The 12,783-nt window shown below is 53.3% G+C and carries 16 protein-coding genes; 9 read left to right on the top strand and 7 right to left on the bottom strand.

Annotated elements, in window-relative coordinates:
• Positions 1 to 30: 30 nt before the first annotated feature.
• Both ACN0UH_RS16025 and ACN0UH_RS16020 read right to left on the bottom strand, forming a co-directional pair.
• The gene (locus ACN0UH_RS16025; RefSeq protein ID WP_417663085.1) at positions 31 to 237 is read right to left on the bottom strand and encodes a SlyX family protein; all 207 of its coding nucleotides are present in this window, start codon (positions 235 to 237) and stop codon (positions 31 to 33) included.
• A gap of 2 nt (positions 238 to 239) precedes the next feature.
• Positions 240 to 665, bottom strand: coding sequence for an HIT domain-containing protein (locus tag ACN0UH_RS16020; RefSeq protein WP_417662997.1), 426 nt, complete (start codon positions 663 to 665; stop codon positions 240 to 242).
• A 342-nt stretch (positions 666 to 1,007) separates the two neighbouring features.
• On the opposite strand from ACN0UH_RS16020, the gene ACN0UH_RS16015 reads away from it, so the two are divergent.
• Complete coding sequence (locus ACN0UH_RS16015) at positions 1,008 to 1,301, top strand: hypothetical protein (protein ID WP_417662996.1); 294 nt, start codon at positions 1,008 to 1,010, stop codon at positions 1,299 to 1,301.
• Between the two features lie 87 nt (positions 1,302 to 1,388).
• Positions 1,389 to 2,654: an OprD family porin gene (locus tag ACN0UH_RS16010; protein WP_417662995.1), complete on the top strand. Its 1,266-nt coding sequence runs from the start codon at positions 1,389 to 1,391 to the stop codon at positions 2,652 to 2,654.
• 99 nt (positions 2,655 to 2,753) lie between these two features.
• Here the strand turns inward: ACN0UH_RS16010 and ACN0UH_RS16005 are convergent, their stop codons facing one another.
• Positions 2,754 to 3,170: a PaaI family thioesterase gene (locus tag ACN0UH_RS16005; protein ID WP_417662994.1), complete on the bottom strand. Its 417-nt coding sequence runs from the start codon at positions 3,168 to 3,170 to the stop codon at positions 2,754 to 2,756.
• Positions 3,171 to 3,275: 105 nt separating this feature from the next.
• On the opposite strand from ACN0UH_RS16005, the gene ACN0UH_RS16000 reads away from it, so the two are divergent.
• Positions 3,276 to 4,991, top strand: coding sequence for a proline--tRNA ligase (locus tag ACN0UH_RS16000; RefSeq protein ID WP_417662993.1), 1,716 nt, complete (start codon positions 3,276 to 3,278; stop codon positions 4,989 to 4,991).
• A gap of 24 nt (positions 4,992 to 5,015) precedes the next feature.
• Positions 5,016 to 5,969: a hypothetical protein gene (locus ACN0UH_RS15995; protein WP_417662992.1), complete on the top strand. Its 954-nt coding sequence runs from the start codon at positions 5,016 to 5,018 to the stop codon at positions 5,967 to 5,969.
• Between the two features lie 93 nt (positions 5,970 to 6,062).
• Here ACN0UH_RS15995 and ACN0UH_RS15990 read toward each other — a convergent pair whose 3' ends face one another.
• Positions 6,063 to 6,350: an acylphosphatase gene (locus ACN0UH_RS15990; protein WP_417662991.1), complete on the bottom strand. Its 288-nt coding sequence runs from the start codon at positions 6,348 to 6,350 to the stop codon at positions 6,063 to 6,065.
• A 6-nt stretch (positions 6,351 to 6,356) separates the two neighbouring features.
• Positions 6,357 to 6,836, bottom strand: coding sequence for a TlpA disulfide reductase family protein (locus ACN0UH_RS15985; protein ID WP_417662990.1), 480 nt, complete (start codon positions 6,834 to 6,836; stop codon positions 6,357 to 6,359).
• A gap of 30 nt (positions 6,837 to 6,866) precedes the next feature.
• Between ACN0UH_RS15985 and ACN0UH_RS15980 the strand changes: the two genes are divergently transcribed.
• Together ACN0UH_RS15980 and ACN0UH_RS15975 are read left to right on the top strand one after the other, a co-directional pair.
• A complete protein-coding gene (locus ACN0UH_RS15980) occupies positions 6,867 to 8,273 on the top strand; it encodes a PilZ domain-containing protein (protein WP_417662989.1) in 1,407 nt (468 codons plus the stop codon).
• A 132-nt stretch (positions 8,274 to 8,405) separates the two neighbouring features.
• On the top strand, positions 8,406 to 8,798 hold the full coding sequence (locus ACN0UH_RS15975; RefSeq protein WP_417662988.1) for a hypothetical protein: 393 nt from the start codon (positions 8,406 to 8,408) through the stop codon (positions 8,796 to 8,798).
• A gap of 169 nt (positions 8,799 to 8,967) precedes the next feature.
• On the opposite strand, the gene ACN0UH_RS15970 is transcribed toward ACN0UH_RS15975, so the two are convergent.
• Together ACN0UH_RS15970 and ACN0UH_RS15965 are read right to left on the bottom strand one after the other, a co-directional pair.
• Positions 8,968 to 9,165 (bottom strand): hypothetical protein, encoded by a 198-nt coding sequence (locus tag ACN0UH_RS15970; protein ID WP_417662987.1) that lies wholly within the window; start codon positions 9,163 to 9,165, stop codon positions 8,968 to 8,970.
• A gap of 193 nt (positions 9,166 to 9,358) precedes the next feature.
• Positions 9,359 to 10,585, bottom strand: a complete 1,227-nt coding sequence (locus tag ACN0UH_RS15965) for a virulence factor BrkB family protein (RefSeq protein WP_417662986.1) — start codon at positions 10,583 to 10,585, stop codon at positions 9,359 to 9,361.
• A 168-nt stretch (positions 10,586 to 10,753) separates the two neighbouring features.
• Here ACN0UH_RS15965 and arsC point away from each other — a divergent pair, with 168 nt between their 5' ends.
• Genes arsC through ACN0UH_RS15950 form a run of 3 tightly spaced genes read left to right on the top strand, consistent with a single transcriptional unit; the run spans position 10,754 to position 12,112 of the window.
• Complete coding sequence (arsC, locus tag ACN0UH_RS15960) at positions 10,754 to 11,107, top strand: arsenate reductase (glutaredoxin) (RefSeq protein WP_417662985.1); 354 nt, start codon at positions 10,754 to 10,756, stop codon at positions 11,105 to 11,107.
• On the top strand, positions 11,104 to 11,709 hold the full coding sequence (gene wrbA, locus ACN0UH_RS15955) for an NAD(P)H:quinone oxidoreductase (protein WP_417662984.1): 606 nt from the start codon (positions 11,104 to 11,106) through the stop codon (positions 11,707 to 11,709). The genes arsC and wrbA overlap by 4 nt, the downstream gene beginning before the upstream one ends.
• A complete protein-coding gene (locus tag ACN0UH_RS15950) occupies positions 11,702 to 12,112 on the top strand; it encodes a DUF2069 domain-containing protein (RefSeq protein ID WP_417662983.1) in 411 nt (136 codons plus the stop codon). The genes wrbA and ACN0UH_RS15950 overlap by 8 nt, the downstream gene beginning before the upstream one ends.
• The last annotated feature ends 671 nt before the right edge of the window (positions 12,113 to 12,783 follow it).

The following is a 12,783-nucleotide window of genomic DNA, read 5'->3' as shown; positions in this document are numbered from 1 at the left end:
TAGCGGGTTTTTTGTGGTTTTTTTCAGCAATTAATAGTGTGGCGGCGGCGCCTCATCCTCAGAAATTTCAATTTGCCCGGTTAACTCTTCCTGACGCTTAGCCAACCCCGCCACCTGCATTTGCAGATGGTCGATACGCTTTTGCTGCTCGACCAGCACATCATTAAGCGATTGGATGGTGTCATCCTGAAACGCCAGACGCGTCTCGAGCTCAACAACCCGTCCTTCAATTTCCATACTCATACCTGCGCCCCGCTAAAGCCTTCAAGATATGCCGATTGCAGGCGCTGACGAAGGCTATCGATTTCGGCCTCAGAATAAGCCAGAGCTGGAGCCTTGCCCCAGACAGGCGCAGGCCAGGCAATATCAGAGGTGCGCCGCACCACTACATGCATATGAAGCTGGGAAACCATGTTACCCAGCGTCGCAATATTGATTTTATCCGCGGCAAATTCATCCTTTAAGAACGCGGCTAACAGCGCGGTCTCTTGCCAAAGCAAAAGCTGGTCTGATGCTTCCAGATCAAACACCTCGCTCATCCCTTCACGCCGAGGCACCAGAATGAACCACGGGTAGTTGGCATCATTCATTAACAACAGACGACACAGAGCAAAATCGCCAATAACCCGCGTATCGTTGTGCAGACGTGAATCCAACACAAACATAAATAACCTCACAACAATGATGGTAATAAAATTGTAATCAAGCAGCCGTACCCTGCCGCCAAGACATCAAGGATACGCGCCGAACGGCTACACATAAACGCTTAAGAACACAGCAGAAAGCGAGCTTGAGGCATGCGCACCAAGACATTGCACAGATAATCCCAAGCAGTCATTTGAATGCACCACTTTGTTCCCTTCGGTAATGAATAACCGTTCAAAAGCAGCCTAAGGCAATCCCCAGACAAACACTGGGCAAAGCGAAGATACAAAATTGAAACAGCGTCTCAAGCATTGAAATTCCAAGAAAAAATGCTTGTGAGGCCCGCAAAGACTAGCTATAACATGGCCCAGATCGCCCAGCCGCCAACAAGAGCGGACCAAATGATCAAGGAATTTTGCAAAGACTGCGTTTTGAGCACGACTTTTGCTTGGTGCTACAACAATGCTCGGAATGCGGTGATGCAAACCCGCAAACCAAGCTTAATAAGTAAACAATTACAAGATCCGTTGACGTTATCGAGTACACAAGTGAAACCTACAAAATTGCGACATGCTTTATCAGTATTTGCGACATCACTGAGAAGAACTAGCAACAAGCAGGTGGCAACTATCGCCAATAATGGCGGCGTGTTATAAGTTATCGCCGACACAAAAAGAAAGAGCCGTCCATACAATAATTAATTGGACAGCACAACTCTTCTAAAAACCAAAGGAGCAGTCACGATGCAAGTGATGAAGTGGAGCGTAATGGCCCTGGCAGTAGCCGCGGGTAGCACTCAAATGGCTTTCGCCTCTAGCCAATCCGAATCTAACGGCTTTCTTGAAGACAGCAGCTTCGACATCTTCAACCGTGTTCTGTACATGAACCGTGACTTCCGTAGCGGCAATCCTGCAAAAGCTCAGAGCTATCGCGAAGAAACTGGCTGGGGCCTGCGTACTCTGTTCGAATCGGGCTTTACTCAAGGTACCATCGGTGTAGGCTTTGATGCTTTCACCCTGAGCAGCTTGAAGCTGGACGGTGGCAGCGGTCACGGCGGCAATGGTCTGTTCTCGGCTGACAGTGATGGCGACTTCGAAAAAACTCAATCCCAAGCTGGCGGCGCGATCAAGTTCCGCGTTTCCAACACCGGCCTGAAATACGGCGACATGTTCGTCAGCAGCCCAGTGTTCAGCACCGATGACAGCCGTATCCTGCCTGAATCTGCAACCGGTACTTACCTGGTCAGCAACGAAATCGAAGGCCTGGAACTGAGCGCAGGTCGCTTCACAGCGATGAGCAGCCAGGTTGCTACTGGCCGCGACACCATCGACGGTACCGGCTTGAAGTCAGCCAATATCTACGGTGCAAACTACAGCTTCACTGATAATCTTAGCGCTGGCGTGCACTACTCTGACGTTGAAGATTACTTCAAGAAGACTTACCTGAACGTCAACTACAACCTGCCAATCGCTGAAGAGCAGAGCCTCAACTTTGACCTGAACGGTTACCACACCAAGGGTGATGGCGACGAAATTTATGGTGAAGTTGACAACGACATCTGGAGCTTGGCAGCCGCTTACAACATCGGCGCACACACCTTCACTGTTGCTCACCAACGCTCTACCGGTGATTCTGGCTACGCCTACGGCGTAGACGGTGGTGGTACCGTCTATCTGGCGAACTCGGTTCAATACTCCGACTTCAACGGCAAAGACGAAACCTCTTGGCAGGCGCGTTACGACATCAACATGGCTACCTACGGTGTACCAGGTCTGAGCTTTATGACCCGCTACATCGTTGGTGACAACATTGAAGGTGATGACGGCCAGGACGCTCAAGAGCGTGAGATCGACGTTGAAGCCAAATACGTGATTCAAGACGGTGCTGCTAAAGACCTGTCTTTCCGCGTACGTAGCGCCTTCTACCGCTCTAGCCGAAACTACGCTAGCTACGGTGGTGATTTGAACGATTTCCGTCTGATCATGGACTACCCGCTGGACGTGCTGTAATCATCGGTTAGTTTGTAAGCGATAAAAAACCCGGCTTCGGCCGGGTTTTTTTATCGCTTTAATTAAATATCGCTTAGCAATATATAAAGTACTGGCGTCTCAAATTGGTAACGCATAAGTTCCTGTCACATGCGCCACCAACTCATCTTCATTACCTGCTGAATACAACGCGACTTCGCACACAGCCTGACGCCGACTTAAGCGCAATATTTTTGCCTGCGCTAATAAATCGACCGCTTTTGGTTTGACCAGAAAGTTTATGTTCAAGTTAGAAGTCACCGCCATTTCAACTCGGCCTAATCGGCCTAGCACCACCGCATACATCGCCGCATCGGCTAGCGCCATAATAGTGGGCCCCGAAATAGTGCCGCCGGGGCGCACCAATCTTGCGCAGAAAGGTACGCGCGCCAGGACACCTTCGGAATCAAGCCGGTCGATGGTCAGCTGCATCTCTTCAGCTTGCGGTAATCCAGACCAGATAAGTGCTTGGACTTGCTCTGCGGTTAGTCCCGACATCCTAATCTCCTCTTATTGTGCGTAGCTGCATCCTATACGTCTCTGTGCAGGCACCGTACAATGCCGGTCAATTAATTGCCCTTGCAACAGACAGAACGGTCAACCATGCGTACTAGTCAGTTCCTGCTCGCCACACAAAAAGAAACCCCATCCGATGCCGTTGTCGTCAGCCATCAGTTGATGCTGCGCGCCGGAATGATCCGCAAACTTGCCTCCGGCCTCTACACTTGGCTACCGATGGGCCTGCGCACCTTGCGCAAGGTTGAACGCGTAGTCCGTGAGGAAATGGACGCCGCAGGCGCACTCGAAGTGCTGATGCCTGGCATCCAGCCCGCCGAGCTTTGGCAAGAATCTGGCCGCTGGGAACAGTACGGCCCAGAACTGCTGCGCATGAAGGATCGCCATGGTCGTGATTTTTGCGCAGGCCCGACGCACGAAGAAGTCATCACCGATATGGCACGCAATGAGCTCAACAGCTACAAGCAGCTGCCAATCAACATGTACCAGATCCAGACCAAGTTCCGTGACGAAATTCGTCCACGCTTTGGCTTGATGCGCGGTCGTGAGTTCATCATGAAGGACGCCTACTCCTTCCATGCGAGCCCTGAGTCCCTGCAAGAAACCTACGACCGCATGCATCAGGCGTACTGCAATGTATTCAGCCGCCTGGGCCTTGATTTCCGTCCAGTGCAGGCCGACACCGGCTCGATTGGCGGCACTGGCTCCCATGAGTTCCATGTACTGGCGGAGTCTGGCGAAGATGATATCGCGTTCAGTGATGCATCCGATTACGCCGCCAACATCGAAAAAGCCGAAGCTGTACCGCGTGAAACCGAACGCGGCGCTGCCAGTGAAGAGCTGCGCCTGGTTGATACGCCAAACACCAAAACCATCAACGATTTGATCACTGGCTTTAACCTGCCAATTGAAAAAACCATCAAAACGCTGATCGCCCACGGCACTGAAGAAGGCACCTTGGTCGCCCTGATTATTCGTGGCGACCACGAACTCAACGAAATCAAGGCAGCCAACCTCGAACAGGTAGCCAACCCATTGGTTTTCGCCACAGAAGACGAAATCCGCAGCGCCGTTGGCGCAGGTCCAGGCTCACTCGGCCCAGTGAATATGCCAATCACCTGCATTATCGACCGCTCAGTGGCGATGATGAGCGACTTTGCCGCTGGCGCCAATATCGAAGAGAAGCACTACTTTGGCGTTAACTGGGAGCGCGACATGCCGCTGCCCGAGATCGCAGACCTGCGCAATGTTGTCGAAGGCGACCCAAGCCCAGATGGCAAAGGCACGCTGGTGATCAAGCGCGGCATCGAAGTGGGTCACATCTTCCAACTCGGCACCAAGTACAGCGAAGCAATGAACTGTCAGGTGCTCGGTGAAAATGGCAAGCCAGTAACCCTGAGCATGGGCTGCTACGGCATCGGCGTGTCACGCGTTGTCGCCGCTGCAATTGAGCAGAACTCAGACGAGCGCGGGATTATCTGGAATGACGCTCTCGCGCCGTTCCAAATCGCCCTTGTGCCGCTGCGTTACGAAACCGAGGTTGTTCGCGAAGCAACCGACAAGCTGTATGCTGAACTAACCGCTGCAGGTTACGAAGTATTGCTTGATGACCGTGACAAAAAGACCAGTCCGGGCATCAAATTCGCAGACATGGAACTGATAGGTATCCCGCATCGCATCGTGGTCAGTGACCGCGGCCTTGCTGAAGGCAATCTGGAATACAAGAGCAGGATCGAAACCGAAGCTCAAGCCGTTCCAGCCGCTGACATCCTGTCGTTTATCAAAGCACGTATCAGCCGCTGATTTCAGCCAATAGCAAGAGCAATCATGTTCAATAGAAGCACCCTACGCCTTGGCGGCGCCGCACTTTGCGGCGCCGTTTTTCTGAGCGGCTGCGCCAACCAACTCCCTCAACGCAGTGAGCATGAAGAGCGCATTGAGCGCAAATTACTCGATCACAGCCTGCAGATAGATGCCGGTCAACCCGGCGTGCTGGAACTGCCGCAACGCCGTGTTCGGGTAAATGAGCAAAAGACATTCGAAGTCACCGCCTTCGAAGTCACGCGTAAATACGACCGCTACACACCCTACCAGCCGTGGCGCGAGTTATACGAGATCCCACTCGGCGCGGTAGCAGTGGTCGCAGGCGTAGGTGCAAACATATTGAATGTGGTACTGCTCGGCAGCTTGCCAGATACGGCCACCAAAGGCTGGATCAGCTATGGCTTTGCCGGACTGAACCCGTTTATGAATGTGCAATCCAACGGGCGCTCGCAACAAAATTTGGCAAGCATTGACGAACAACGTCAGGACGCACGCCTTGAATATTCAAGCTTGCCCTGGTCTGAGCGGCCGGTATCAGTCAAAGCTGGCGATCAGCAACATGAGTTATCAACCGATCGCAGCGGCATTCTGCGCATCAATCTGCTCGACAGCCCTTTTGCCGAACAAGACATCAGCCGCGTCAGTTCCCTGCAAATACATGTTGAGGACCCGGACGGCGAAGTTAGAGCGGATACATCCCTGATGGTCAGCCGCACGCTGCGCGGTAAGCTCAACGAAGCGCACAAACTCATTTACGATGATCTTGAAGGCGATGACACCCGCCAGTGGGTACATCGCGTCAAGCGGCTTTCCGAGTTGGGCCTCGAAGAGGAAGCCAGCGAGCTTGAGCAAAGCCTGATTGAGTTGACACGCAACGACCCCGAACTGCAGGAAGCCTTTTTGCGCTCACTGACCAAAGATGCTGGACGCTTGGTCGCCGATCCCGGTCGCAATTAAACACCACCCTTAATACGCTTGCCGACACCTGCTCAGCTTATGCAGAGCAGGTGATCAGCACCTTGCTGACAGAAAGAGTGCTTAGCACGCTGTTCAGCGAATTATGAAACCGGCAATACCCTGAACCCCTTGTTCGGTCAGCTCAACAGCCTCAACCTTGGCGCTTTTGGGGCCCCGTGCAAGCCATTTGCGCATCAGCTCAATCGCTTGCCTGTCGCCCTCACACATCACCTCAACCCGGCCGTCAGGCAGGTTTCTCACCCAGCCATCAATACCCAACAGCTCAGCCTGCTCGGCTGTGGTTTGACGAAAGCTGACCCCTTGCACGCGACCACGAATATAGCCATGCAGACTGACTCTAGTTTCGAGTTCATTGCTCATAACGATCTAGCCCTCGCTTTTAAGCTCTGCCAGCTTGGCCGTGATGCCCGCTGCGGTTTGCTCGCCTAATAAGCGCTCACGCGTACGCCCGGTGTTATCAATGATATAAGTCACAGGCAGTACTTCACTGCGCGGTAATTTAAAGCGCTCAGCCGGATCACTGGCCAGTACGGTAAAGCTGATACCCAGCGCCTTACTGGCCTTTTCCAACTCGGCGCCCTGTAAGTTATCGAAGTTCACCCCCAAAACACTTACACCTTGACCGGCCAGCTCTTTATCCAGTGCATTAAGCTGCGGAATCTCAGTTCGGCAAGGAGCACACCACTCAGCCCAATAATTGATAACCAACCACTGGCCTTCAATCCGTTCAGACGGTACCTTGCGACCATACTGGTCAACACCAACCGCATCGGAGCATGCTGTCAGGACGACCACTGCAAATGCGCCTATAACTAAACGAATGACCCATTGGAGTTGTGCGCCCATGTATTCGATCCTCATGCTGGCAGGGTTGATATGACACTCGATGCCTTGCGCCTGGAGGTGCCGGACATCACTGATGAAGCTTCTGCGTCACAGGCCGAGCTGGTGGAGCTTTTCAGCAACGCGCGCGCGGAGCCTCAAGAGCCTGCATTACAGCAAATAGTCAGCATGTTGTTTCGGCTGAACCGCAGCACAATGACCTTACTCGAAAGACAGCGTGCGCTGCAAAACTTCAGCGATGAGTATCGCCACTACTCGCTTTCCCAGCAAAGCCAAGTGCCACCTCCGGTGATGTACATACACCTGTGCAGCGAACTGGCAATTGGTTTCAAACGCTTATTACTGCAAATCCTCCAAGGCCATAGCCCCTCGCGCCCGCACTTGGCCTGGTGCCTGTATATGGCGCAGCACTTCCTGGCCCAGACCCAATTACGCCACTATCAAGTCTATCAAGAGCCGCCCCCAAGCCTGTGGCGTGACAGCCACCTGCTGTACTGGATTGGTGAGCATCAAAATTGCCTGGACGAGCCAGTAGCTGCAGCATTCAAACCTGCACCTGCGCCGACCCAGCGCGGCGTTTATCAACAGATGCTGATTCTGGCACTGAGCAACCCGTTTCATCTGCATGAAGGTGAGTGCCTACTGCTATTCAGCGCGCTTGCGCCTCTCACCGGCTTAGCACGGTTGTTGTCCTGGGAAGATGATGATGAGACGGAAGGCCCGATTGTTGACCTCAGCGAATCACAACCTTGCTTGAGTTTTGATCAGCCCGTAACCGGCGATCCTCAGTATTTGCGCCGCTTTGAACTGGGCGCCCTGCTGGTTGCGCTGCATGACCCCGCGCCATTGCAGACAACTGCAGAAGCAAAGGTACTCAACCATGTACAGCAACATTGGATGGGCCGCCAGCAACGCCGTCACGAGCGCGCCGAGCATGCTTCGGACTGTGATTTAGTCGTCGGGCTAGGTGCAATCCACACCCAGCTACTGGGCCAACGCCCGCCTCGCACCGAAGCACGAATAATTGATGCCAGCCCAGGCGGCTCCCGCCTACTTTGCAACGTAGACCGAGCTCAAACGCTGCAGGTCGGCCAGTTAGTGCTGATCATCAACAACAGTGAGACACCGACCCTCGCCTTGGTACGTTGGCGCCACTTGAACCCGGAGGGTTTACATATTGGGCTGCGCTACCTGAAAGGCTTGCCACGGCCAGTCTGGCTGCGCCGGGCGCCTGTTGCTCAAACCCATCCTGGCTTACTGCAAAGCACCCCGGCGCCCGGTAGCGGCTGGCATCACGGCTTGTGGCTACCACTTGGCCAGTTTGTTGAGGGCGAAAGTCTTTGGCTGCAATTGGCCAAGGTCAACAGCCAGAAAACCTTGCTGTTACCAGCTTCCAACCTGAGCACTCCGATGGTTAGCCGCCACCCACTGAGCCAATGAGTAAAGCCTCGGTGAATACCTAAATCTGCGAGACCGATCACGCGCGACCTCGCTTGAGCGCACAGTTTATGTAACTTCATGAGGTTTATAATTGCGCTGACTGGTTAATCATCATTTTGCTTGGATGCTTACATGACTCAGCCTCACGACACGTTAATCGGCTCTGTTCCCTCTAGAATTGTTAAAAGCGCACGCCAACAAGTGAGTGCTTTTGAAGGACGCATCGCTGAGTACAATGTGGCCGTCTGGCTGCATGTTCCGGGGCTGGCCAACTTACCTGCGTCGTTGTTTGTTACCTTCATTGACGCCGGTAAACGACGTGAAGTGGCAGTCGATCATGGTCAGGTCAACAGCCATCACAAAATCATGCTGTCAGGTGTTGCACGCCTGCCTTTCAAGCAGCAGATTGAAGAGATGCAACTGCAACTGCGAACAGCTGTAAGCTGTCAAACCCTCAGCGTTGAAGAGATGTTTGTGCAGGCTGCGGAGCTTGAGCAAAGTGCAAGTCACCAAGCATTTGCCTAAGAAGCCTCTGCAAAACTACTGCGCTAGATATTACTGCGTTAAAAAACTGCTCAAAATGCTCATTTACAGCTCGTAAAGTCGAGCGCGACCTCGGTCGCTTTTTCGCATTTTTTTGCCTTGTACTCTCGTCGCTCGTTACCTTTTTCAGAGGCTCCCTAACGATTAAGTCTTAAGCCGAAATACTCTCGATAACACCGACAACCTCTGCAACCACTTTCTCCGGCCTTTCTGCACGCGGCTGAATCTGCGGCGCCAGCGATTCTGGCCAGCGCGCAAAGCGCAGACCGGTAACTCGATTTAGTCGCTCAAGCGCTGCATCCGAGTCATGCGCGCACAGCGCTACGACCTTGCCCTGTTTTTTACTCATAGCCCGCTCTAAGCTCCGTAGTCAGCTGATCTTTTAGTCGCTTGAGTGCTTTTGTAGTGCCCAATTCATTTGTCCTGTTCATACATTAACTAAAGCCTGTGCCAGAAGCATGCCAGACCTAAATCTCAGCCGCTCGCAGTGCCCCGATCATCGATGCAACTGCGGCTGAGCGGCAGTTCGCCGCAAACTGACATTATTTGTCAGTCGTTGCAGGCTGCAGCCAGTGCGCCAAGCTGCCATCAAACAAACTGGCTTGCTGCTCGTGAAAACGCTCAAGCGACTGACGAAATGCCGGGTACCAGGGTTCATCCAATGTTTCCGGTAATTGCTCTATTTGCGGCATGGGCCACGGGCTTTGGCTGATCAAGCGTTGCAAAGAAAAACTATTGAGGTCTCGCCCCACCACCCAAGCGCCAGCACCACTGGTGGTTACCAGTCGCTGACTTTCAAGAAACCCCAACACCTCTTCCCACTCATGCTCAGGCAACTGCCAGCCCTTGCGGCGAACGTCACGGTAGCGGACCTTCAACCCCGACTGCTGTCGCTCATAGAACACTCGCAGAACCGCTATCACCAGTAATATCCGCGGAATTTCCAAGCGCCTCCATTGATAGGATGACGACAAGTTGCACACCAACTCAGCACCAAACAGCACAATCAACCACGACAAATAAATCCATAACAAAAACAGCGGCACCGTGGCAAACGCCCCGTAGATAAGCTGATAGCCGGGAAAAAAGCGCACATACAGACCAAATATCGCCTTGGCCACTTCAAATAAAACCGCAGTAAACAGACCGCCGAGCAGCGCATGCTTGATCGGCACCCGCGCATTCGGGACGGTCGCGTAAAGCAAGGTAAAAGCCGCCACACTGAAGATAAGCGGCATAAAGCGCAGCAGTGTTTGCGCCCCGAGAAGCGCATCCGGACCAGACATCAGTGATAAAGAAGCAACGTACGTACTGATGGCAAACCCGGCGCCGAGCAAAATCGGTCCCAAACTGAGGATCGCCCAATACAATAAGAAGCTCGACACACCGCGCCGTGGCTGTCGCACACGCCAGATGGTGTTGAAGGTTTTTTCGATGGTTACCAGCATCAGAAATGCGGTCACCGCCAAAATAATTACCCCAATCCAAGTCAACTGACGTGCTTGAACAGTGAAGTTTCGCAAGTATTCCTGAACGGTCTCGCCAGCGGATGGCACAAAATTGCGAAACACGAAGTTCTGAATTTGCTCATCGGTGCCCTGAAATGCAGGAATCGCCGAAAGCATGGTAAAGGTGACGGTCATCATCGGCACCACGGCAAACAGCGTGGTGTAAGTCAGGGCTGCGGCATTGCTGGCACCCTTATCAGCGAAAAAACGCTGAAACAGAAACCGCCAAAACTCGAACCACTCTCTGAACCGTAGAAACATGCCTTCTCCTTAGCGAGTCGCGGTACAGCCACGCTGTTTTCCTTAATATGGAACAGTTGTGCCCTTAATCGACAACTGAAAGCAAGGTTTTACTGCACATTGCGCTGCGCACATCACCGCTCGACGCGGTTAGAATAGTCGCCACCTGACGCAAGATGCGAACCGCACATGACCGATTTAATCCTGTACCACAACCCGCGCTGTTCAAAATCACGCGCTGCATTGCAGCTTCTCGAAGACCGTGGCCTGACGCCTGAGATCGTCCGTTACCTCGACACACCGCCAACTGCCGAGCAGCTAAGCGCGGTACTGGGCAAACTTGGAATCGCCGCACGCGCCCTGTTGCGCACCGGTGAAGATGACTACAAGACGCTAAATCTGGCCGCACCAGAGCTGAGCGAAGCGCAACTGATCGCCGCGATGGTTGCTCACCCCAAGCTGATTGAACGACCGATTCTGATTGCAGGCGATCGCGCAGTGGTTGGACGCCCGCCTGAAAATGTTTTGGAGATCCTGCCGTGAGCGCAGCCTACATTCTGGTCCTGTATTACAGCCGCCATGGCGCGACCAGCGAAATGGCCAAGCAGATTGCCCGCGGCATCGAAAGTGCCGGTTTTGAAGCACGCCTGCGAACTGTGCCAGCAGTCTCGGCTGACTGCGAAGCCACAGCCCCTGAGATTCCAGAACAGGGAGCCTTGTACGCAACCTTGGATGACCTGAAAAACTGCAGCGGTTTGGCCCTCGGCAGCCCAACGCGTTTTGGCAACATGGCGGCAGCGTTGAAATACTTTCTCGATGGCACCAGCAATCTCTGGTTAACCGGCTCGCTGGTTGGTAAACCCGCTGGCGTATTTACCTCGACAGCCAGCTTGCACGGTGGTCAGGAAACCACATTGCTGTCGATGATGATGCCACTGCTGCACCACGGCATGCTGATTACCGGGCTGCCTTACAGCGAGTCAGCCCTACTTGAAACCCGTGGCGGCGGCACACCATACGGGCCGAGCCATCATGCTGGAGCAGACGGCAAGCGCTCGCTGGACGAACACGAGAAAACCCTGTGCAGAGCACTTGGCCTACGCCTGGCTGAAACTGCGCAGAAATTGGAGAAGCCACGTGGCTAAAGAAAAAAAGCCATTGCCAGATGTGCAATGGTTAGAACCTCGGGTCAAGTTCAGCCGTGCGTTAAGCCTGTTTAACTACATTGCCCTGTTGGTCTTGATTACCGTGTGGAATCTTGCTTTTGCAGACCTGCATGGCGCACGCAGTTGGGTGGTGCTGAGCATTCAGTTAGTACCGTTGCTGCTGCTCGCACCGGGTATGGTTCTCGGCAATGCCCGCGCGCACGCCTGGCTCTGCTTCGTCATCAACCTGTATTTTATTCAAGGCATCCTGGCCGCCATCGACCCGGCAAGAGCGCTTTACGGCGTGCTGGAAACGATCATCAGCTTCGCCTTGTTCTGCAGCGCCCTGCTCTACACCCGCTGGCGCTTCCAATACGACCGCAAACTGGCGGGCGAACAATAGTCAGACCAGCTACAGAGGTGCCAATGCGCCTCTGTAGCAATTGCGCTTGCGACATTTAATCCAATGCTCAAGCGCAGTCGCTTCAAAACAGGTCACGTAACACTCAGTCTACGATCTGCTTTTTTCGCCTCTAACCCAAACTTAAAATCTGACTTTCAAGCGCAACGAGCGCAGGTCAGACAAGGCGAAGGGCTGCCTGAAACGCGGAGCTTACTCTTGTAAGTGAGCATTTTCAGGTGGCCATTCAACGCAGTATCACCAAGCGCAGTCGCTTCAAAACAGGTCACGTGACACTCAGTCTACGATCTGCTTTTTTCACCTCTAACCCAAACTTAAAATCTGACTTTCAAGCGCAACGAGCGCAGGTCAGACAAGGCGAAGGGCTGCCTGAAACGCGGAGCTTACTCTTGTAAGTGAGCATTTTCAGGTGGCCATTCAACGCAGTATCACCAAGCGCAGTCGCTTCAAAACAGGTCACGTGACACTCAGTCTACGATCTGCTTTTTTCACCTCTAACCCAAACTTAAAATCTGACTTTCAAGCGCAACGAGCGCAGGTCAGACAAGGCGAAGGGCTGCCTGAAACGCGGAGCTTACTCTTGTAAGTGAGCATTTTCAGGTGGCCATTCAACGCAGTATCACCAAGCGCAGTCGCTTCAAAACAGGTCACGT

Source organism: Pseudomonas sp. (genome assembly GCF_048265905.1).
Taxonomy (GTDB): domain Bacteria; phylum Pseudomonadota; class Gammaproteobacteria; order Pseudomonadales; family Pseudomonadaceae; genus Aquipseudomonas.
Note: the sequence above shows the minus strand (reverse complement) of the source record. Positions and strands in the feature narration are given on the sequence as shown.

Excerpts from the sequence above, each read along its gene's own strand:
- ACN0UH_RS16025 (WP_417663085.1), bottom strand. The coding sequence starts at position 237 with ATGGAAATTGAAGGACGGGTTGTTGAGCTCGAGACGCGTCTGGCGTTT.
- ACN0UH_RS16020 (WP_417662997.1), bottom strand. The coding sequence starts at position 665 with ATGTTTGTGTTGGATTCACGTCTGCACAACGATACGCGGGTTATTGGC.
- ACN0UH_RS16015 (WP_417662996.1), top strand. The coding sequence starts at position 1,008 with ATGGCCCAGATCGCCCAGCCGCCAACAAGAGCGGACCAAATGATCAAG.
- ACN0UH_RS16010 (WP_417662995.1), top strand. The coding sequence starts at position 1,389 with ATGCAAGTGATGAAGTGGAGCGTAATGGCCCTGGCAGTAGCCGCGGGT.
- ACN0UH_RS16005 (WP_417662994.1), bottom strand. The coding sequence starts at position 3,170 with ATGTCGGGACTAACCGCAGAGCAAGTCCAAGCACTTATCTGGTCTGGA.
- ACN0UH_RS16000 (WP_417662993.1), top strand. The coding sequence starts at position 3,276 with ATGCGTACTAGTCAGTTCCTGCTCGCCACACAAAAAGAAACCCCATCC.
- ACN0UH_RS15995 (WP_417662992.1), top strand. The coding sequence starts at position 5,016 with ATGTTCAATAGAAGCACCCTACGCCTTGGCGGCGCCGCACTTTGCGGC.
- ACN0UH_RS15990 (WP_417662991.1), bottom strand. The coding sequence starts at position 6,350 with ATGAGCAATGAACTCGAAACTAGAGTCAGTCTGCATGGCTATATTCGT.
- ACN0UH_RS15985 (WP_417662990.1), bottom strand. The coding sequence starts at position 6,836 with ATGGGCGCACAACTCCAATGGGTCATTCGTTTAGTTATAGGCGCATTT.
- ACN0UH_RS15980 (WP_417662989.1), top strand. The coding sequence starts at position 6,867 with ATGACACTCGATGCCTTGCGCCTGGAGGTGCCGGACATCACTGATGAA.
- ACN0UH_RS15975 (WP_417662988.1), top strand. The coding sequence starts at position 8,406 with ATGACTCAGCCTCACGACACGTTAATCGGCTCTGTTCCCTCTAGAATT.
- ACN0UH_RS15970 (WP_417662987.1), bottom strand. The coding sequence starts at position 9,165 with ATGAGTAAAAAACAGGGCAAGGTCGTAGCGCTGTGCGCGCATGACTCG.
- ACN0UH_RS15965 (WP_417662986.1), bottom strand. The coding sequence starts at position 10,585 with ATGTTTCTACGGTTCAGAGAGTGGTTCGAGTTTTGGCGGTTTCTGTTT.
- arsC (WP_417662985.1), top strand. The coding sequence starts at position 10,754 with ATGACCGATTTAATCCTGTACCACAACCCGCGCTGTTCAAAATCACGC.